The sequence below is a fragment of the Rhodoferax koreense genome (assembly GCF_001955695.1).
GTDB lineage: Bacteria > Pseudomonadota > Gammaproteobacteria > Burkholderiales > Burkholderiaceae_C > Rhodoferax_B > Rhodoferax_B koreensis.
In genome coordinates, this window is record NZ_CP019236.1 from 441,821 (window position 1) to 460,428 (window position 18,608).

The following is an 18,608-nucleotide window of genomic DNA, read 5'->3' on the forward strand; positions in this document are numbered from 1 at the left end:
ATGTCCATGATTTGCTGCGATGGTTCGGCACATGCCGCTTCATTCATTGACCGTCTCTCGGCTGATGCATCACGTCGCCGATCGTCCGGGCGCCAGGCGCATAGGCCGCCATCGCGACGCCGACCAGGCACACGAACACGGCCGTGACGCCGAAAGGCAGCACCGTGCGGCGCACGGCGGTGCGCATCCAATGGCTGCCGCCCGCGCCCCGGAGGTGGCGGTACAGCGAATACGAAAGTGCGCCATCGAAGAGGATTTCGGCGAACAGGGATGGCGCCAGATAGACGACGTAGAACGAGGCCAGTGCCAGGCCCAGCGCGAGCAGGATCACCATCAGGGGGACGGTGAACTCGTCCGTGTCGGCGACGGCGCTCGCCGCGTCTCCCAAGGGTGTGGAAGACGTGGGCTCGTCGAGCGAGACACCGCTCGTGGTGTCGAAAGACCGGCTGGCGCCAGCGCCGCCGAAGTTGCCGCCCCCACCGCTGGACATGGGCACTGGTGGCCGGACGTCGCCGCCGCCAGAGGGGATCAATTCGCCCACGTCCGGAAGATCGATGTAGTCGCTGGCCGTGGTGCGCAGCCACAGCCAGAGCAGAAACAGGAAGAACAGGTAGGCCAGCCCCAGCGCCAGAGGGTAGCGAAGCGCCATGCTGTCGATGCCGGCATGGAGCAGCACAAACGAGGCCAACAAGCCGAATGCGCCCGTCAGCCCGACAAGAAAGCCCATCTGCAGGCGCGGGAACGACCGCTCCCGGAGTTCAGCGCTCAAATGCAGTACCGCGTGGTAGCGGGAGCGCCCTGGTGGATGGCGGCGTGTCGTCATCGGTGGATCTGCTGGTTTTGCCGGGTTTTGGAAATCCGATCTTAGCCAGCCGGGCCCGCTTCCCAGCTTAAGCGAAACTGAAACGCGCCGGCATCGGTCCGCACTCGACGCCGTTGCTCACCGCCGCAAGGCCGCAAAAGCCGCGAATTCCCAACGTCGCATCCCCAGCAGCAGCGTGTAGCCTTCGCGGTCGCTCTCCGCCAGCTTCTGGTCCGCCAGATGCTGCTGCGCAAAGTCCTGCGCCACGCGCTGCAGCCGCTCCATGAACGCCGGCGCAAGCCCGCGGCTGACCGAGCCGTGCACCAGCAGCAGGCCTTCGCCCGGGCCGTCGAAGCCGCCGGCGTAGTAGTCGAGCACGGCGTCTTCGCGGAAGAAGTTCATCACCGGACCGTGCGGGCGCCAGCGGAAGGTCTTGGCCAGCTTCAGGCGGTAGCGGTTCATCGGGCGCAGTTCGATGATGCCCAGGCGGTCGAGTTGCGCCAGATATCCGATGCCTTCGGCCGCGCTCAGGCGATAGGCGCCGGTGATCTGTTCCAGCGTCCACTGGCTCAACACGCAGATCGCCACCAGCAGCAGCTTCTTGTCGGCCACCACGGCGCGCTCCTGGGCTTGCGTGAGTTCGGCCAGCAGCGGCTGGTTGTCGGCGACGCGGCGGGCGAGGTCGGCGAAATCGAGCTTGAGCGCGCGGCAGATGGCGTCGATGCGCGACAGCGGCATGTCGCCCTTGGCCAGCATGCGTTTGACGCTCGACTCCGCCATGCCCAGCGACCTTGCGAGGTCGGCATAGGTCATCTGCGCGGACTTGAGTTCTTTTTTGAGCGCGAGGACGAGGTCGGCGGTGGTGCTCATGGTCGGGCCTGTGCGGGAGGATCGGGAAAGTATCGTCGTCCGATACTAGCGGCACCGGGGTGCGTATTCCCGGTGTTCAGGTGCCCAGGGTGACCGTTGGGGCGTTTAAGCTTCGGCCTGCTTCATTTCAACCGGCCCGAGACAACATGCAAGAAACCATCGACCTGGCCGCCGGGCCACAGCATCCCAACCAATTCGCGCTGCTGCGCCAGCGCCGCTTCGCGCCGTTCTTCTGGACACAGTTCGCCGGCGCGGCCAACGACAACCTGTTCAAGTTCGCCTTCACCGTGATGGTGACCTACCAGCTCAGCGTCGGCTGGCTGCCGCCGAAGATGGCGGGGCTGGTGATCGGGGCCTTGTTCATCCTGCCGTTCCTGCTGTTCTCGGCCACCTCGGGGCAACTCACCGACAAATGGGACAAGACGCGCATGTTCCGTTTCGTGAAGAACCTGGAAATCGGCATCATGCTGCTGGCCGCCTGGGGCTTCTACGCGGCCAACGTGCCGGTGCTGCTGGGCTGCACCTTCCTCATGGGGCTGCATTCCACCTTGTTCGGCCCGGTGAAGTTCGCCTACCTGCCGCAGGTGCTTCGTTCGAGCGAACTCACCGGCGGCAATGGCATGGTGGAGATGGGTACCTTCGTGGCCATCCTGCTGGGCAACGTGGCTGGCGGCCTGCTGGTGGCGGTGCCCGAGATCGGCCACCTGCAGGTGGCCATCGCCTGCGTGGCGCTGGCCGTCGTGGGCCGGGTGGTCGCGCAGTTCATCCCGAGCGCACCGGCCACCGATCCGGGCCTGGTGGTCAACTGGAACCCCGTCACCGAGACCTGGCGCAACCTCCGGCTGGCGCACGGCAACCTGGTGGTGTTCCGTTCCCTGCTCGGCATCAGCTGGATGTGGTTCTTCGGCGCGGTGTTCCTGAGCCAGTTCCCGAGTTTCGCCAAGGAGGTGCTGCATGGCGACGAGCAGGTGGCCTCGTTGCTGCTGGTGGTGTTTTCCATCGGCATCGGCACGGGTTCGCTGCTGTGCGAGGTGCTGAGCCGGCGCCATGTGGAGATCGGCCTGGTGCCGCTGGGCGCGATCGGCATGAGTGTGTTTGCCATCGACCTGTACTTCGCCTCGCGCGGGCTGCCACCGGCCGATGGCCTGCATCTTCTGGCGTTCGTGAGCCAGCCCGCGCACTGGCGGGTGATAGCCGACCTGGCGCTGCTGAGCCTGTTCGCCGGCCTGTACAGCGTGCCGATGTATGCGCTGATCCAGATGCGCAGCCAGCCCACGCACCGCGCGCGCATCATCGCGGCCAACAACATCCTGAACGCGTTGTTCATGATCGCCAGCTCGGTGATCGCCGGTGCGCTGCTCGGCGCGGGCGCCAGCATTCCGCAGATCTTCCTGTGCGTGGGCATCGCCAACGCCGTGGTGGCCGGCTACATCTTCCTGCTGGTGCCGGAATACCTCCTGCGCTTCGTGGCCTGGATGGTGTCGCACATCGTCTACCGATTCAAGGTCCGGGGCGACGAGCACATTCCGGTCGAGGGCGCGGCCATCCTGGCCTGCAACCACGTGAGCTTCGTCGATGCCGTGCTGCTGATGGCCGCCAGCCCTCGGCCCATCGTCTTCCTGATGGACCACCGCATCTTCCGGGTGCCGGTGCTGGGCTGGCTGTTCCGCCTGGCCAAGGCCATTCCCATCGCGCCGCGCGCCGAAGACCCGGTGGCCTACGAAGCCGCCTTCGCGGCGGCGGCCAAGGTGCTGCAGGACGGCAACCTGCTCGGCATCTTCCCCGAAGGCGGTATCACCAGGGACGGCACGCTGCAGCCGTTCAAGGGCGGCATCATGAAAATCCTGGAAACCGCGCCCGTGCCGGTGGTGCCGATGGCGTTGACCAACCTCTGGGGCTCCTACTTCAGCCGGGTGGAGCAGGGCGGGGCGATGGTGCGGCCGTTCCGGCGCGGCGTGTTCAACCGCGTGGGCCTGAACGTGGGGGCGGCGATGACCGTGGCCGAAACCACACCCGAAGCGTTGCGCGCGCGTGTCGACACGCTGCTGCGCGCGCGGACCTGACGGACCCAGGGAATCCACTTACGCCAACCGGCGTAGAACGACCCCTCGACCCTCGGCCGCGCGGCGCCTATAGTGCTGGCCCAGTCCATCACTCTGGAGGTGTCGCATGTCCACAGCCGTCCGTTGGCTCACACTGGGAGCAGCATCGCTGCTGATGGCGGTCTCTCCAGTCCATGCGCAGAAGGCCGGATCGGTCGAGCGTGGCAAATACCTGATGCAGGGCGTGGTGGCTTGCGGCAATTGCCACACGCCGCGTGGCCCGCAGGGCGAGCCACTGTTCGATAAAGGGCTTTCGGGCGGCATGGTGTTCGACGAGCCGCCGTTCAAGGCCTATGCACCCAACATCACGCCGGATCTGCAGACCGGCATCGGGAAGTGGACCGACGCCGAGTTGGCCAGGGCCATCCGCGAAGGCATCCGGCCCGACAAAACCATCATCGGCCCGCCGATGCCCGTGGCGTTCTACCGCCACCTCTCGGACCGCGATCTGGCGGCGATCATCGCCTACCTGCGAGCCCAACCGGCGGTCGCCAATGAAGTGCCCAAGTCGAGCTACCGAATCACCTTGCCGCCCGACTACGGGCCGCCGGTGAAGGCCGTGGCCACGCCGTCGCCGAAGGACCGCGTGCGCTACGGCAAGTACCTCGCCGACATCGGCCATTGCATGGAGTGCCATACGCCACGCGATCCGCAGGGCATGCTGCAGATGAAGCACGTCGGTGCCGGTGGCCAGGTCTTCAACGGGCCCTGGGGCCAGAGCGTCGCGCGCAACCTCACGCCGCACGAAAGCGGCCTGAAACCGTGGACCGATGCCCAGATCGTCGCCGCGATCCGTGAGGGGCACGACCGGCAAGGGCAGCCATACAAGCCGCCGATGGCGTTCGGCTTCTACAAGAACATCAGCGATGCCGACATGGCCGCACTCGTGGCCTACCTGCGATCGCTCCAGCCGCAGCCGTTCGCCTTGGCAAAGAACTGAACCGTCAGGCGAAAGGCCCGAGGTAGTCGGTCTTGCCCACTGGCACGCCCTGCTGGCGCAGAATGGCGTGGGCGGTGGCGACGTGGAAGAAGAAATTGGGCAGCGCGAACTGCAGCAGGAAGTCCAGACCGGTGAAGGTGACATCGAGCTTGCCGGTCTTCAACGCGATCTCGCGCGTCTCGCTGCCGTCGAAGGCCGGTTCGTCCACACTTTGCAGGAATGCCCGTGTCTTGGCGATGCGCTCGCGCAACTCGGCGATGCTGGTTTCGTTGTCCTCGAAGCGCGGCGCCGCCCCGCCGGTCAGCCGGGCGATGGCGTTCTTGGAGGTATCGGAGGCGCGCTGGATCTGGCCGGCCAGGTTCAGCATGTCGGGTGCGAGCCGCGCGTCGACGAGGGTCTTCGCGTCGACCCCCCGGCTGGCGGCGAAGGCCTCGGCCTTGTCGAGATAGCTGGACAGAACGCCCAGGCCGCGCAGGTAGACGGGAATGGACAGGCGATGCGCGATAGGGCTCATGGTGTGACGGTGGTTGGCAGTGGGGAAGCCGATGTTAGCGAGACGCCGGCCATCGTGCATGGCGCGGTGAAGGCGGCCCTGCGTTCTGTCCGTAGTACCGGGGTAGCGTCCCGGGGCTGCCGCTGCTAAGCTTTCGCACCCACGCCGCGCACGCCGAACTGTCCAGCCCATTGCAGGAAAGGAGACCGAGCATGTCCATCGCATCCATCAAGGCCCTCAAACTCGCGCCCCTCGACGATCTCGACATCGAGATCGAGCGCGGCAAGAGTGTCGGCGGCGCGGCTTCGGCCGCCATCAATGCCGGCGGCATCGTGGCCTTCGACGCGGGCATCGGCGGGGAAGAGCAGGAAGATGTCCTCTACTCCATGCAGTTCGCGCAGCGCGCGGCCAGCGCGGCGGCCGACCGCTACACCCAGGTCAAGGCGTGGTACCAGGAGTACGTGCGTGTGCTCGGCGAGACTGGCTGGGTGATGGGCGGCTTCAACCTCAATGCGCAGAAGGTCGACCAGTCCGAGGTCGAGGTGGCCAAGGCCGCGCTGGAAATCCTCGCCGCCGCGGCCACCGGCCCGCAGTCGGTGGTGCTGCTTGCCGCGATCAAGGCGCTCAAGGGCATGGCCAAGGACGACGGCTTCATCACGCTGTTCGAACACTACGGCGCCAAGGGCCTGGTCGGCAACTTCCAGATCAGTGACGTGCAGAAGGGGCCCAATGGCGCCCTGTCCATCGTCACCGGTGCGTTCCAGATCGAGATGGCGGAGCGGCAGGACAAGTTCCTGTTCTTCACCTGGCACAAGAAGGGTGTCTCGGTGTGGGGCGACGCCATCCGCGCCACCTTCAACCGCACCTATTACGCAGACCTGCGCCAGACGGTGCGCGACATGCTGGGCAAGGAAGGCCGCAAGGCCATCGCCAGCCTGCCGCTGAAGTTCTGAGCGTCGGCGAGGCGCCGGCCATGCCGACCAACCGCGCTCTGGTCATCGGCATCGACCGTTATGCCACGGATCTCAGCAGCCTCTCGGGCGCGGTGGCCGACGCGCAGGGCTTCGCGTCCTGGCTGCTCGCCTCGAACGAGGTCCGTCCCGAGCACCTGCAGCTGGGCCTGTTGCCCGGCGACGACTCTCCGGCCGAGCCCGCTGCGCTGGCAGGCTGCGCGCGCGTGGGTACCACGCGCGACGCGCTCGACCGCCTGTTCATCGGCTGGCTCAAGTCGCCCCCGGCGGACACCGGGCGCTTCTATTTCTTTTTTTCAGGCCATGGCGCGGCCTCCGGTAATCCGGCCTACAACGAGGAGGCCATCTGCCTGGAGGGTTTCAGCGACGACGCCATGGGCCACACGCTCGAAATCTCTTCGCTGATGGCCATGCTCAACGCCTTGCCGGCGTTTCAGCGTTTCATCCTGATCGACGGTTGCCGCAACACGGTGTTCTGCGACGACGTGCAGTTCGGCGCCTTCTCGCGCCGGCCGCGGCCCGACAAGGGGGAGCGCCGCAACCACGTGTTGCGCGCCACCGGCCCCGGCCGTGCCGCCGCCGAGGTGGCAGGCCGCGGTCTGTTCAGCAGGCACCTGTGCGAGGGGCTGAACGGAGCCGGCAGCGCCAAGCGCTGGGACCCCGACCAGGCGGATGGCAACGGCGCCTATGTCGTACGCTGGCGCGCGCTCAGCGAATACGTGTTCGACCAGGTCGTGCCGCACCGCGCGGCGCAGCGCAACGAACAACTCATCTTCGAGGAAGGCCAGCATCCGGCCAACGAAGACCCGGTGCTGGCCCTGTTCGCCGAGGGTTCCTTCGGCCTGTCGAAAATGGTCGTGCGGTTGGCCAGCCCGGCCACGCCGCCCGCGCAGACGATGGTTTTCCTGCGCCGCAACGACAGCGCCGACCCGGACCTCCGCGAGGTGCTGCCCGCCAGCGGCCAGGTCGAGGTCTCGGTGCCGCCCTCGGCCTGGATGCTGTGGGCCAGCGCCAGCGGTTGGCGTTCGCAGCCGAAATCGAAGGCCGTGCCGGTGTATGTCCCGCACGTGGAGGCGGTCGTCGAACTCGTGCCCGAGCCGCCCGTGACTCGGGGCGGCGCGCCGGCGATCGTCATGCTGGGCGCGCAGCCGAAGCCGACCGGCCCGGGCCATCTGCAGCTGGCGGTGGCCGGGCGCGCGCTGACGCAGTTGCGCCCGGCCGCGCGCGTGGCCGTGCGGCGCGAAAGCGGCGAGGTCATCGCCGACCCGGTGCTCGAAGACGTGTTGACGCTCGAGCCGGGCATCTACCGCGTGCGCCTCGACCTGGCGGGCGGCGCCTGGACCGAGTCCCCGGTGCTGATCGCCCCGGGCGAACACCAGACGCTCGACCTGCACCTGCCCGCCACCGCGGACGAGGCGCTCGCCCGCACCCTGCTCGCCGCCGGCAAACCGCCGCCGGCCGACGGCTTCGCCCTGCCTTCGGAAATGATGGGCTGGCTGGCCGCACCATCGGTGGCCACCATCGCCGCGCTCGCGGCGGCGCAGGCCGTCCAGGCCTACAGGGACGGATTGGACCCATTGGGCATCGGCGCGGGCTGGGCCGACGTCGAGGCCGTCGGCATCGAGCTGTTGAGCACCGGGGAACAGCCTGGCCTGCACGCGCATCACCAGCGGCATGAGGAAGGCGCCCTGCGCGCCTTCGTGTGGCGCATGGGCGCGCGAAGCGAGACGCTCGCCGCGGCCACGCTGGCACCGGCCCAGGGTGGTGCGCCGATCGCCTCGGCCAGCCACGAGGCAGCGCCCGGCGGGTATTGGTTGCAGTTCGCCGAAGCCGGTGCCAGCGCCTTCGACAAGCGCCGCCCCGGTACGCGACTGGCCACGCAGGTGCTGCCGGGCCATGTGAGTATCGTGCTGCGCGAGCGGCTGCCATCGGGCGAGCTGATGTGGCTGCAGTTCGCCGTGCGGCGCGATCCGGCGCAACGCTTCGAGATCCAGCTCGGCCTGGTGCAGGGCGAGGCCTTGCAGCGCGCATTGGCGGCGGGCCGTGATCCGCTGGTCGACCCCGCGGTGCAGGGCCTGGCCGCGCAGCAGTGGTTCGAGCCCTTTTCGGCGCTGGTCGCCGCCGCCGCGGTCCTGGCGCGGGGTGAGGCCGGCCAGGCGCTGTTCGACCAACTGGTGGCGGTGTTGCTCGGCCACGGCATCGGCGGGCCCGATGTGGCCGTGCTGCGTGCGGCCCAGGCGAGCCGGGCGGGCCGCGAGGATCTCGCGGCCTCCATGCTGCGCGACGCGCTCGGCGTGGGCATTGCGCCCCTCGTCGATACGCTGCTCGAGCGGCTGGTCGATGAGGTTGAACGCCTGGGCTGCGCCGTCATGCCGGGCCAGAAGAAGGCAGCGAAGCGGCTCGCATCCACGCTGGCCGAAGCCTTGGGTCACCCGCTGTGGACCTTGTGCCGCAGCCCGGACAAGCCCCGCTGAACCGAAGCGGGGTCGCCCGACAGGATGCAGGCCGCCCGAAACCGTTGATGCGTAGAGGCGACGTCGTGCTCGTCCGTCATTTCGCGGCGAGCCTTCACGCAGCCGCGCACATAGTCCAATGCCGCTCGGGGCAATCTCGGGTAGCCCGGGTGGCAAGATCCGGCTGCGTCCTATGAGCGGGCGGCCGCGCGGGCGCGCGTCCCACCCAGTGTGCCGAGCGTGAAGGCATACGCCACCAGGGCCGAGCCGGCGATGCCGGCCACCATCGGCCGCGCCGTGCCGTCGACGAACACCCCCACCACGGCCATCACCAGCGCGCCGACGACAAACTGCAGTGTGCCCATCAGCGCCGAGGCCGTGCCGGCGATGGCGCCGTGTTCTTCGAGCGCGAGCACGGCTGTGGTCGGCACCACCAGGCCGAGGAAGCCGTAGCCGATGAACAGCAGCACGACCATCACGTCCAACCGTTCGATGCCGGCCAGGTTGATGGCCAGCAGCAGCGCCATCACGCCGGCATAGCCGACCACGGCGGTCTTCACCATCGGCACCAGGCCGAAGCGCGCGCCGAGTTTGCCGGTGAGCTGCGAGACGCCGATGAACGAGGCCGCGTTGGCCGCGAAGGCGATGCTGTATTCGCGGGGCGAAAGGCCGTAGTGGTCGATCAGCACGAAGGACGAATTCGCCAGGTAGGCGAAGAAGCTCGAGATGCCGAAGGCGCCGATCAGCACCAGGCCCATGAAGTGCCGGTCGCGCAGCAGCACGCCGTAGCCGCGCAGCGCGCTGCCCACGCTGCTGTCCACCCGCTGCGCGGGCGGCCGGGTCTCGGGCAGGCTGGTGGCCATCAGCAGCAGGCCGAGCACGGCGGCCACCGTGACGGCCCAGAACACGCTGCGCCAGCCCGCCCACTCGATCAGCAGGCTGCCGGCCAGCGGCGCGAGGATGGGCGAGACGCTGAACACCAGCATCAAGAGCGACATCAGCCGCGCCGCGTCATGCCCGGTGTGCAGGTCGCGCACCACCGCGCGCGGCACCACCATGCCGGCGCAGGCGCCCAGGCCCTGGATGAACCGCAGCACGACCAGCGTTTGGATGTCCGGCGCGAGTGCGCAGCCCACGCTGCCGGCGGCGAACAGCACCAGCCCGAAATACAGCGGCGCCTTGCGGCCCACCATGTCGGACACCGGGCCGTAGACGATCTGGCCGACGCCCAGCGAGATGAAGAAGGCCATCAGGCTCAGCTGCACCGCGCCCATCGACGCGTTCAGGCTCTGTCCGATGGAGGGCAGCGCCGGCAGGTACATGTCGATGGCAAACGGGCCGATCGCGGACAGCAGGCCGAGCACCAGGGCGGTGCGGAAGAAGTTGGATTTCATGCTGCGAACGGGTTCGGTTCAGTAATGCGGCGGCAGTTCGTCGCGTGCGTTGGTGGAGCGGCTCAGGTCGCCTTCGGTCGGCGGCTGGCGAAGCAGGGTCACCTCGCGCATCAGCAGGTCGATCTGCTGCTGCTGGCGCACGATGACCTGGTCGAGCTTGTCGAGCAGGTCTTCCGTGAAGCTGGCCTTGATTTCGAGATCGGTGAGGCGCTGCTGGGTGGTGTCTTCGTGTTCCGGGTGTTGTTCCATGGGGCTATTGGACACGATGCGGCCTGGGCCTGGGCGGCACTGCCCTTTGTCACATGAAAGTATCGCCAGGGGATACCAGGGAGGCATCTGGTCTCTACCAGGCCAGATATTCGATGCCCAGACCAGCCGACCGGCAGGATGATCCGCCCACCTTCAACCAGCCGTGAGACTTCCATGACTTCCTCCAATTACGCTTCCTCCGCCCCGGTTTCCATCCGCCGTGATACGCGCGCCTGGCAGTTCCAGGTGTGGCTCTCCTTCGGCGCGGCGGTGTTCCTTTGCGCCACGGGCCTGGCCTGGCTGCCCGGCCAGGACCTGGACCGCGCCTTCATGGTGATGGGCTACCTGTTTTGCCTGTCGGCCGTGTTCGTGCTGGCGAAGTTCGTGCGCGATACCGAATCAGGCAGCAACGACACGCCGATGTGGAAGCCAGTGGTCTGGGGCGGTTTCGCCATGGCCATGGGGCTCACCGGCTGGGGCCTGGCGCGCATGGAGATCAACGTCACCTACAAGGCGTTTCTCGGCGTGAGCTGGCTCTACCTGGTGACCACGGCGTTCACACTGGCCAAGTCGCTGCGCGACCGCTTCGAGGCCGATCGCGTTCAAGGGTGAATCAAGTTGGAACCCACGCTTCATCGGAGCACCCCATGAAAAAAACCATCGCCTCCCTGTTGTTCTCGCTCGCCTGCATCGCAGGCAGCCTGGTGGCCTCGCCGGCGCGTGCCCAAAGCGAGGCATCGGCCGCGTTGTCGCTGTTGCCCGTGGCCTCGGTCGTCGGCTCGGCCGCAGCCGGTTCGGTCGCGGCGGGCGCCGTGCTGGTGCTGCCGGTGGCGCTGTCGGCCGGCGGCGCGGTGCTGACGGTCAAGGCCGTCACCGCGTCGGCGCGCGGCACGGTCTACCTGCTGGAGCGCGCCTCCGACGGCGCACAGGCCAGCGTCGAGGTGGTGGGCCGCGGCGCGTCGGCGGTGGCGACCGGCGTGGGCGCAGTGGTGGTGTGCAGCGTGATCGGCACGGGCGTGGTCTTGTCGGCCGCTGGCGAGGTGCTGGCCTTCATTCCCAACGAACTGGGCAAGGCGCTGCTGCACAACGAACGCCTGATGTGAAGGACCGTGCCATGAAGCCCATTGCCTACCTGACGAAACTGATCGCTTTTCTGCTGGCCTCGCTCTGGCTGCCGGCCCATGCGGGGCGCGCCTGCGAGGCGCATGCGGCCACCCCGCAGTCCATCGAGCGCGGCATGGCGCTGGCGGCCAAGGTGTCGCAGGCGCTCGACGCCAGCGGCGCGCGTGTCGTGTTGCTCGCCCGCGCCGGGCAAGACCTGACGAAATACCAGTTGCGTTATTCGCACATGGCCTTCGCCATCAAGACCGATGCCGGCCCGTGGCGCGTGGTGCACAAGCTCAACGAGTGCGGCTCGGCCACGTCGCACCTGTACCGCCAAGGGTTGGGTGAGTTTTTTCTCGACGACCCGTGGCGTTTCGAGGCTGCCTGGGCCGTGCCCGCACCGGCCGTGCAGGCCGCGCTGTGGCCTGTGCTGCAGGACCGGACGCGCCTGGGTGCCATGCACCAGCCGGCTTACAGCATGGTGGCCTACGCCTGGGGCCAGAAGTACCAGCAGTCGAACCAGTGGGCGGTTGAAACGCTGGCGTTGGCCGTGGCGCCGACCGGCGTGCGCAACCGCACGCAGGCCCAGGCCTGGCTGCAGTTCAACGGCTACGAGCCGACCACGCTCCGACTCGGCCCGCTGACGCGGCTCGGAGCCAGGGTGGGCTCGGCCAACATCGCCTTCGACGATCATCCGAACGAAAAACGGTTTGCCGACCGCATCGAAACCGTGACTGCCGATTCGGTGCTCGACTGGTTGCCGCGCGCGGGCCTCGGGTCGGCGGCCGTGCAGATCGGTTTGTAAAAAATACCCCGGCGGCGTCCGGCGTGCATACGTTATAAGCGCTGCCACAAGCCACAACAAGGGTTCATCATGAGCAAATCACTCCGACTGTCCGAGAAATGGTTCCGCCGCGGCCTGTGGCTGGTGGCGCTGGTGTTCGCAAGTTTCCTCATCGGCCTGGGCAGCACCGTGGTGGGTGACCTGCCGCAGGTCGAGAACACACTCACGCTCGAAGACTTCGTCGACAAGTCTGCAGCGCAGCAGGCGCGCACGGCCATCCAGGCCGGGGAGAAGACCGAGAAGGAAGTGCAGGACGCGCTCGAGCAGGCGCGCCTGAAGCTGCAGGTGGCCGAATCAGACTCCAGCGCCGCGCGCGAGACCTTCGACCAATGGGTCACCACGCGCCGCGCGACTGAACGCCCCGAGCAGGACCAGGAACTGGTGAAACGCACACAGGCTCTCGAGGCCCTACGCGCGCGTGAGCGCAAGGCCCAGGCCGTGGTGGAAGAGTTGGACCAGAAAGATCTCGATACGCGGCAGAACTTGCAGCGCACGCGCGACCAATTGGCCAAGGTCGAGGAGGCCGGTCAGCAGGGGCTGAGCCAGGCTTTGCGCAAGCAGGAATTGAGGGTCTTCGGTTATCGCCTGCTGTTGACCTTGCCGCTGTTGGCCATCGCCGGCTGGCTGTTCGTGAAGAAACGCAAGAGCACGGCCTGGCCCTTCGTGTGGGGCTTCATTTACTTCGCGCTGTTCGCGTTCTTCGTGGAACTCGTGCCCTATCTGCCGAGCTACGGCGGCTACGTGCGCTACATCGTCGGCATCGTCATCACCGTGCTCGTCGGCCGGCAGGCCATCGTCGGGCTGAATCGTTACCTCGAGCGGCAGAAGCAGGCCGAGGCGCTGCCGGACGTGGTGCGGCGCGAGGAATTGGACTACGACGTGGCGCTGGGCCGGCTCGCCAAGGGCGTTTGCCCTGGGTGTGAGCGCGCGGTGGACTTGAAGGATCCGGCCAACGACTTCTGTCCGCATTGCGGCATCGGCCTGCATGCCGGCTGCGTGCAATGCGGCACGCGCAAGAGCGCATTCGCCAAGTTCTGCCACGCTTGCGGCACGAGGGCGGCTCGACCCTTGCCGGGGGTATGAGGCGGTGCTCTGGAGTGATCGAATGTGCTTCGACAAGCTCAGCACGAACGGTCGTTCAACGCCGTTCTCGGTACGAACGGTCACTCAACCCCGTTCGCCCTGAGCCTGTCGAAGGGCTTGTCTATGGATGCGCGGCTTCGACAGGCTCAGCACGAACGGGTGGAGAAAAGGCCCTTGCCGCCGCTGCCGGATGCACCGGCCGCTTCAACCCCAGGTGTTCGCGCAGCGTGGTCCCCTCGTATTCGGTACGCACCAGGCCGCGCCGGCGCAGCTCGGGCAGCACCAGCGTGATGAAGTCGTCCAACCCGCCTGGCAGCCACGGACTCATGATGTTGAAGCCATCGGCCCCGCCCTCGTCGAACCACTGCTGCAGCTGGTCGGCAATCGTCTCCGGCGTGCCCACCACCTGCTGGTGGCCACGCGCGCCAGCGATGCGCAGGTAGAGCTGGCGGATGGTCAGGCCGTCGCGCCGCGCCAGGTCGAGCAGCAGGCGTTGCCGGCTCTTCGGGCCGTTGGTTTCGGGCAGTTCGGGCAGCGGGCCGTCCACCGGGTATTTCGACAGGTCGAAGCCGCCGATCACATTGGCCAGCAGCGACACGCCGACCACCGGGTCGATCAGATCCTGCAACTGCGCGAACTTGTCTTCCGCCTCGGCCTGTGTGCGGCCCACCACCGGAAAGATGCCGGGCATGATCTTCACGTCGTCGGCGTGCCGGCCGTACTGCGGCAGCCGGCCCTTGATGTCGGCATAGAAAGTCTTGGCTTCCTCGAAGGTCTGGTGCGCGACGAAGATGACTTCGGCCGTACGGGCCGCGAGCGCGCGGCCGTCGTCCGAGGCGCCGGCCTGCACCACCACCGGCCAGCCCTGCGGTGAACGCGACACGTTGAGCGGGCCGCGCACCTGGAAGTGGTCGCCCTTGTGGTGCAGCACGTGCAGCTTGTCCTCGTCGAAGTAGGTGCCGCTGGCCTGGTCGCGCACGAAGGCGTCGTCCTCCCAACTGTTCCACAGGCCGGTGACCACCTCAACGAACTCGGCCGCGCGGCGGTAGCGCTCGGCGTGTTCGAAGTGCTCCTCGCGGTTGAAGTTCGTGGCCTCGCCCACGCCGCTGGAGGTGACCAGGTTCCAGCCCGAGCGCCCGCCGCTGATCTGGTCAAGCGAGGCGAACTTGCGCGCCACGTGGTAGGGCTCGTTGTAACTGGTGGAGACGGTGGCGATCAGGCCGATGCGCTCGGTCACCGCGGCCAGCGCAGACAGCAGGGTCAGGGGTTCGAAGTTGTCGCTACGCGCGGTGCGCGACAGCGAATCGAGCTGGCTGCTGCGCACGCCCACCGAGTCGGCGAGGAAGATGGCGTCGAACTTCGCGGCCTCGGCCTTCCTGGCGAGTTCCACGTAGTGGCGGAAGTTGCTGCCCGCGTCGGCCTGCGCGCCCGGGTGGCGCCAGGCGGCGATGTGGTGGCCGGTGGGCATGAGAAAGGCGCCGAGCTTGATCTGGCGTTGGGTCTTGGGCATGTGTGGTCTCGGTTGAGGGTCGTTTACCAGGCCAGTTGCAACGGCCGGCCCGGCACGGGAAAGATGGCGGGGGGCGTGGCAGCCGGAAACACCTCGCTCGGACCGCGCTCCTTGGGGTCGAGGAAGTCGCTCAGCACGTCGTCGCGCAAGCGGATGAAGGCCGGGTCGCTGCGGTTGCGTGGATGCGGCAGGTCCACCCGCACCGTGCGACGGATGCGGCCCGGGTGCGGCTGCATGACCACCACCTGGTCGCCAAGGAACACGGCTTCCTCCACGTCGTGGGTGACCAGCAGCATGGTGATCTTTTCCTTCTGCCAGATGCGTTGCAGCTCGCCCTGCAGCTTCGATCGCGTGAGTGCGTCCAGGGCGCCGAAGGGTTCGTCGAGCAGCAGCACGCGCGGCCGGTTCACCAGGCCGCGCGCAATGGCCACGCGCTGCGCCATGCCGCCGGAGATCTGGTGCGGATACGAACGTTCGAACCCTTCCAGGCCCACCAGGGCCACGTGCTCGGCCACCAGTTGGCGTTTCTGGCCTTCTGTGAACGGCGCGTTGCGCAGGCCGACCGCGATGTTCTGCGCCACCGTGAGCCAGGGGAACAGCCGGTGGTCCTGGAACACGATGCCGCGTTCGCGGCCGGTGCCGGTGATGGGGGCGCCGTCCAGCAGGATCTGGCCCTCGTATTCGGCGTCGAGCCCGAGGATGAGCCGCAGCAGCGTGGATTTGCCGCAGCCGCTCGCGCCCACGATGCTCACGAACTGGCCGCTCGGGATGTGCAGGTCGATGTTCTGCAGCACCTGCAGCGTGCCGCCTGCGGCCTGGGTGCTGGCGTAGCGTTTGCCGACGCCTCGGATGTCGAGCTCGTTGGCCACCAGGGTTTCTGCCGTCATGTCGTTCTTCCTTTGAAAATGCGCCGCTCCAGAGCGCGCGCCGATGCGTTCATCAGCCAGCCCACCACGCCGATCACGGCCATGCCGAAGATCACCAGGTCCATCTGGAAGTGTTCGCTGCCTTCGATCAGCAGGTTGCCCACGCCGCGGCCCGACACCAGCAGGTATTCGGCGCCGATGGTGGCCAGCCAGGAATAGATGAGTGCGAGGTACACGCCGGTGAAGATCGACGGGATGGCCGATGGCAGCACCACCCGCGTCACGGTCTGCCAGCGCGTGTAGCCATAGACCCGTGCCACCTCGAGCAGGCTTTCCGGCGTGCCGCGGATGCCTGCCGTGGTGTTGACCACCACGGGCACCAGCGCGGCCAACGACAGAAATACCACCTTGGCCACGTCGCCGAGGCCGAACCACACCGAGATCAGTGGAATCCAGGCGAACAGCGAGATCTGCTTGAAGGTGTTGAAGCTCGGGCCGACCATGCGGTTGAAGCGCGGCCACAGGCCGAGCAAGGCGCCGAGCAGCAAGCCCGAGGCCGTGCCGATGAAGAAGCCGGTGAGTTCGCGGGCCAGGCTGGCCCGCAGCGCGAGCCAGAGCCGGCCCGTGCTGACCAGCTCCCACCCCGTGTCCAGCACCTTCAGCGGCGAGACCAGCAAGGCCGAGTTCACCAGGTCCAGTTTCGAGGCCAGCCACCACAGCGCGACGGCAGCCACCGGCAGCACCAGGCCGCGCCATCGGCGGCTGCCCGGCAGGGCCAGCGGCGCAACGGTGGCGAGTTCGGCAGCGTCGAGCGATCGGCCCATCATGCGGCTCCCTGTGGCGTGGCGGCGCGGCCGCCGACGAAGCGGCGCTCGGTGAAGTCGAGCGCCCTGTCGATGGCGAAGCCGATGGCGCCGACCACGATCACCGCGGCCATCACCAGGTCAAGCTGGAACAACTGGCGCCCATAGACGATCAGGTAGCCCAGGCCTTCGCTGGACGCCACCAGTTCCACCACCACCAGCGACAGCCAGGCCTTGGTGAAGCCGAGCCGGATGCCGGTGAACAGCGTCGGCACGGCGGTCGGCAGCACGATTTCCAGCACCTGCTGGCGCCGGGTGTAGCCGTAGACCTCGCCCACCTCGCGCAGCCCCGCTGGCGCCTGCCGGAAGCCCTGCAGGGTGTTGAGCGCGACCGGCACCATGGCCGCCTTGGCGATGAGGATGTATTTGAGCGGCTCGCCGATGCCCACCAGCAACAGCACGAAGGGCAGCCAGGCCAGCACCGGGATCTGCACCAGCGCGTTGAAGGTCGGCAGCACATAGGCTTCCACGCTGCGCGACAGGCCCATGGCCGTGCCGAGCGCCAGGCCGATCAGGCTGCCTGCCACGAAGCCCACCAGCACACGCTGCAGGCTGGCCGACACATGCAGCCACAGATCACCGCTGGTGGCGAGGTCGCGCAGCGTGTCGACGACGAATTCGGGCGGCGGCAGCACCTGGGCCGAGATCCAGCCCTGCGCCGCGCCCAGGGCCCACAGCGCGAGCAAGACCAGTGGCAACCACAGGGGTTCTGCCCAACGCCCCAGCCTGTGCCACACGGCGCTGGCTGGGGCCGAGGTGGCGGTGTCTTCGGGTGCCGGCCCCGGCAAGGTGGTGGCGGTCTGCGTCATCGCATCGCTCCTTCGGTCTCTCAGCGCGATGCGACAGACGCGCCGCCCGCTTTGGCGCGGCCTCGGGCGTCGTATTCGGCCCAGCGCTGTTCCAGTCCGAACTTCTTGAGCGAGGCCTTCAGGTAACTGGTATCGAACCAGCCGTCCACCGGCACCGCGCGGCGGATCAGCTTGAGTTTCACCGCGTCGTCCACCACCGCCTTGTAACGGGCAACGATGAAGTCGTCGGGTATTGGCGAGTTGCGCTGGGCCAGCTCCTGCTTGTCGAATTCGGCCTCCCAGGAAGCCAGCGGCGTGCCGCTCAGCGCCCAGAGCCGGAACAGCTCGGCACGGTTCTTCTCGTCGGACGACCAGTCGGCCGCGCGCACGAACACGTCCACCACCCGCTGGACCTCGGCCTTGTTCTCCTTTTCGAAATCTTCACGCACAAGCAGCGCCGCCTGGCGCGTGAAGGCCGGATCCTGGCCCTGGGTGGAATAGACCACCTTGGCCAGGCCCTGGTCGCGCACCTTGAACAGTTCGAATCCGCCGAACACCGCGTCCACGCCGTTCGACACCAGTGCGGCCTGCGCGCTGCCCGCGTCCAGGTTCACGGTCTTCAGGTCGCGCTCGGCCAGGCCGTTGGCGGCCAGCACGTTGATCGCCACCAGGTGGCCGTTGGTGCCGCGGAAAATCGAAACCGTCTTGTCCTTCAGGTCCTTGATGCCACGGATCTCGGACTGCGGCGGCGTGGCCACGTAGAGGTTGTTGCGCGCGCCGCTGACCAGCAGCAGCTTGGTCTTCAGGCCGTTGGCGCGGCCGATCACCTGCGGCAGGTCGCCCTGGTAGGCGAAGTCGATCTGCTTGTTCGACAGCGCCTCGTTGACGGCCGGGCCGGCGCCCTTGAAGAACAGCCATTCGACCTGGACGCCGGAGGCCTTGAATTCCTTTTCCAGCCACTGGTTGACGCGCACCACGCCGCCGGGCGAGCCGCCCCAGGTGACGGGTTCGCCGCCGCCGGCCGTGGCCACGCCGATGCGGATGACCTGGGGGGCGGCGGATGCGGAGAAGGAGGCGAAGGAGAGCGCAAGGGTGGCCGCGGCCAGGGTGATGCGGCGGAGTCTGGAGAAGGGTTTGGACATGGAAAAATCTTTCAGGGATGTGCGGTTGCCATCGGGCGGTCTTTGATCCCCGTTCGTGCTGAGCCTGTCGAAGCACTTTTTCTGGGTAACCGGCTGTACTTCGACAGGCTCAGTACGAACGGGATGGGGTGGCC

Annotated in this window: 18 protein-coding genes; 8 read left to right on the forward strand and 10 right to left on the reverse strand. The window is 67.6% G+C overall.

The features are described from left to right. Positions 1 to 43: 43 nt before the first annotated feature. Entirely contained in the window at positions 44 to 769 is a 726-nt protein-coding gene (locus RD110_RS02100; RefSeq protein WP_239467151.1) for a hypothetical protein, read from the reverse strand. A 171-nt stretch (positions 770 to 940) separates the two neighbouring features. Then, a complete protein-coding gene (locus RD110_RS02105) occupies positions 941 to 1,672 on the reverse strand; it encodes a helix-turn-helix domain-containing protein (RefSeq protein WP_076196237.1) in 732 nt (243 codons plus the stop codon). A 146-nt stretch (positions 1,673 to 1,818) separates the two neighbouring features. Here RD110_RS02105 and RD110_RS02110 point away from each other — a divergent pair, with 146 nt between their 5' ends. After that, positions 1,819 to 3,735 carry an MFS transporter gene (locus RD110_RS02110; protein ID WP_076196239.1) on the forward strand — a complete coding sequence of 639 codons (1,917 nt, stop codon included), beginning with the start codon at positions 1,819 to 1,821 and terminating at the stop codon, positions 3,733 to 3,735. A gap of 106 nt (positions 3,736 to 3,841) precedes the next feature. Further along, positions 3,842 to 4,714 carry a cytochrome c gene (locus RD110_RS02115; RefSeq protein WP_076196241.1) on the forward strand — a complete coding sequence of 291 codons (873 nt, stop codon included), beginning with the start codon at positions 3,842 to 3,844 and terminating at the stop codon, positions 4,712 to 4,714. A gap of 4 nt (positions 4,715 to 4,718) precedes the next feature. Here RD110_RS02115 and RD110_RS02120 read toward each other — a convergent pair whose 3' ends face one another. Continuing rightward, positions 4,719 to 5,228: a DUF1993 domain-containing protein gene (locus RD110_RS02120; RefSeq protein WP_076196243.1), complete on the reverse strand. Its 510-nt coding sequence runs from the start codon at positions 5,226 to 5,228 to the stop codon at positions 4,719 to 4,721. A 191-nt stretch (positions 5,229 to 5,419) separates the two neighbouring features. Here RD110_RS02120 and RD110_RS02125 point away from each other — a divergent pair, with 191 nt between their 5' ends. Both RD110_RS02125 and RD110_RS02130 read left to right on the forward strand, forming a co-directional pair. Beyond that, complete coding sequence (locus RD110_RS02125; protein WP_076196245.1) at positions 5,420 to 6,160, forward strand: hypothetical protein; 741 nt, start codon at positions 5,420 to 5,422, stop codon at positions 6,158 to 6,160. 20 nt (positions 6,161 to 6,180) lie between these two features. Further along, positions 6,181 to 8,652 carry a caspase family protein gene (locus RD110_RS02130; protein ID WP_076196247.1) on the forward strand — a complete coding sequence of 824 codons (2,472 nt, stop codon included), beginning with the start codon at positions 6,181 to 6,183 and terminating at the stop codon, positions 8,650 to 8,652. Between the two features lie 170 nt (positions 8,653 to 8,822). On the opposite strand, the gene RD110_RS02135 is transcribed toward RD110_RS02130, so the two are convergent. Both RD110_RS02135 and RD110_RS02140 read right to left on the reverse strand, forming a co-directional pair. Beyond that, positions 8,823 to 10,025: a multidrug effflux MFS transporter gene (locus tag RD110_RS02135; RefSeq protein WP_076196249.1), complete on the reverse strand. Its 1,203-nt coding sequence runs from the start codon at positions 10,023 to 10,025 to the stop codon at positions 8,823 to 8,825. 18 nt (positions 10,026 to 10,043) lie between these two features. Then, positions 10,044 to 10,274, reverse strand: coding sequence for a SlyX family protein (locus RD110_RS02140; RefSeq protein WP_076196251.1), 231 nt, complete (start codon positions 10,272 to 10,274; stop codon positions 10,044 to 10,046). Positions 10,275 to 10,448: 174 nt separating this feature from the next. Between RD110_RS02140 and RD110_RS02145 the strand changes: the two genes are divergently transcribed. From RD110_RS02145 to RD110_RS02160, 4 genes are all read left to right on the forward strand, one after another. Further along, positions 10,449 to 10,886, forward strand: coding sequence for a YiaA/YiaB family inner membrane protein (locus tag RD110_RS02145; RefSeq protein ID WP_076196252.1), 438 nt, complete (start codon positions 10,449 to 10,451; stop codon positions 10,884 to 10,886). A 35-nt stretch (positions 10,887 to 10,921) separates the two neighbouring features. Beyond that, positions 10,922 to 11,377 carry a hypothetical protein gene (locus tag RD110_RS02150; RefSeq protein WP_076196254.1) on the forward strand — a complete coding sequence of 152 codons (456 nt, stop codon included), beginning with the start codon at positions 10,922 to 10,924 and terminating at the stop codon, positions 11,375 to 11,377. A gap of 11 nt (positions 11,378 to 11,388) precedes the next feature. Further along, entirely contained in the window at positions 11,389 to 12,183 is a 795-nt protein-coding gene (locus RD110_RS02155; RefSeq protein ID WP_076204255.1) for a DUF2145 domain-containing protein, read from the forward strand. A gap of 69 nt (positions 12,184 to 12,252) precedes the next feature. Then, entirely contained in the window at positions 12,253 to 13,305 is a 1,053-nt protein-coding gene (locus RD110_RS02160; RefSeq protein ID WP_076196256.1) for a double zinc ribbon domain-containing protein, read from the forward strand. Positions 13,306 to 13,426: 121 nt separating this feature from the next. On the opposite strand, the gene RD110_RS02165 is transcribed toward RD110_RS02160, so the two are convergent. From RD110_RS02165 to RD110_RS02185, 5 genes are read right to left on the reverse strand one after another with little or no spacing between them, the layout of a single operon-like run. Next, entirely contained in the window at positions 13,427 to 14,815 is a 1,389-nt protein-coding gene (locus RD110_RS02165; RefSeq protein ID WP_076196258.1) for an LLM class flavin-dependent oxidoreductase, read from the reverse strand. 23 nt (positions 14,816 to 14,838) lie between these two features. Further along, a complete protein-coding gene (locus RD110_RS02170; protein WP_076196260.1) occupies positions 14,839 to 15,702 on the reverse strand; it encodes an ABC transporter ATP-binding protein in 864 nt (287 codons plus the stop codon). Next, a complete protein-coding gene (locus RD110_RS02175; RefSeq protein ID WP_076196262.1) occupies positions 15,699 to 16,508 on the reverse strand; it encodes an ABC transporter permease in 810 nt (269 codons plus the stop codon). The genes RD110_RS02170 and RD110_RS02175 overlap by 4 nt, the downstream gene beginning before the upstream one ends. Next, complete coding sequence (locus RD110_RS02180; protein ID WP_083686063.1) at positions 16,505 to 17,353, reverse strand: ABC transporter permease; 849 nt, start codon at positions 17,351 to 17,353, stop codon at positions 16,505 to 16,507. The genes RD110_RS02175 and RD110_RS02180 overlap by 4 nt, the downstream gene beginning before the upstream one ends. A 20-nt stretch (positions 17,354 to 17,373) precedes the next feature. Continuing rightward, positions 17,374 to 18,474: an ABC transporter substrate-binding protein gene (locus tag RD110_RS02185; protein WP_076196264.1), complete on the reverse strand. Its 1,101-nt coding sequence runs from the start codon at positions 18,472 to 18,474 to the stop codon at positions 17,374 to 17,376. Positions 18,475 to 18,608: the final 134 nt, after the last annotated feature.

Coding starts and splice junctions, on each gene's coding strand:
- RD110_RS02150 (WP_076196254.1), top strand. CDS start 10,922: ATGAAAAAAACCATCGCCTCCCTGTTGTTCTCGCTCGCCTGCATCGCA.
- RD110_RS02140 (WP_076196251.1), bottom strand. CDS start 10,274: ATGGAACAACACCCGGAACACGAAGACACCACCCAGCAGCGCCTCACC.
- RD110_RS02120 (WP_076196243.1), bottom strand. CDS start 5,228: ATGAGCCCTATCGCGCATCGCCTGTCCATTCCCGTCTACCTGCGCGGC.
- RD110_RS02180 (WP_083686063.1), bottom strand. CDS start 17,353: ATGACGCAGACCGCCACCACCTTGCCGGGGCCGGCACCCGAAGACACC.
- RD110_RS02105 (WP_076196237.1), bottom strand. CDS start 1,672: ATGAGCACCACCGCCGACCTCGTCCTCGCGCTCAAAAAAGAACTCAAG.
- RD110_RS02170 (WP_076196260.1), bottom strand. CDS start 15,702: ATGACGGCAGAAACCCTGGTGGCCAACGAGCTCGACATCCGAGGCGTC.
- RD110_RS02145 (WP_076196252.1), top strand. CDS start 10,449: ATGACTTCCTCCAATTACGCTTCCTCCGCCCCGGTTTCCATCCGCCGT.
- RD110_RS02125 (WP_076196245.1), top strand. CDS start 5,420: ATGTCCATCGCATCCATCAAGGCCCTCAAACTCGCGCCCCTCGACGAT.
- RD110_RS02110 (WP_076196239.1), top strand. CDS start 1,819: ATGCAAGAAACCATCGACCTGGCCGCCGGGCCACAGCATCCCAACCAA.
- RD110_RS02130 (WP_076196247.1), top strand. CDS start 6,181: ATGCCGACCAACCGCGCTCTGGTCATCGGCATCGACCGTTATGCCACG.
- RD110_RS02160 (WP_076196256.1), top strand. CDS start 12,253: ATGAGCAAATCACTCCGACTGTCCGAGAAATGGTTCCGCCGCGGCCTG.
- RD110_RS02185 (WP_076196264.1), bottom strand. CDS start 18,474: ATGTCCAAACCCTTCTCCAGACTCCGCCGCATCACCCTGGCCGCGGCC.
- RD110_RS02155 (WP_076204255.1), top strand. CDS start 11,389: ATGAAGCCCATTGCCTACCTGACGAAACTGATCGCTTTTCTGCTGGCC.
- RD110_RS02135 (WP_076196249.1), bottom strand. CDS start 10,025: ATGAAATCCAACTTCTTCCGCACCGCCCTGGTGCTCGGCCTGCTGTCC.
- RD110_RS02115 (WP_076196241.1), top strand. CDS start 3,842: ATGTCCACAGCCGTCCGTTGGCTCACACTGGGAGCAGCATCGCTGCTG.
- RD110_RS02165 (WP_076196258.1), bottom strand. CDS start 14,815: ATGCCCAAGACCCAACGCCAGATCAAGCTCGGCGCCTTTCTCATGCCC.
- RD110_RS02175 (WP_076196262.1), bottom strand. CDS start 16,508: ATGATGGGCCGATCGCTCGACGCTGCCGAACTCGCCACCGTTGCGCCG.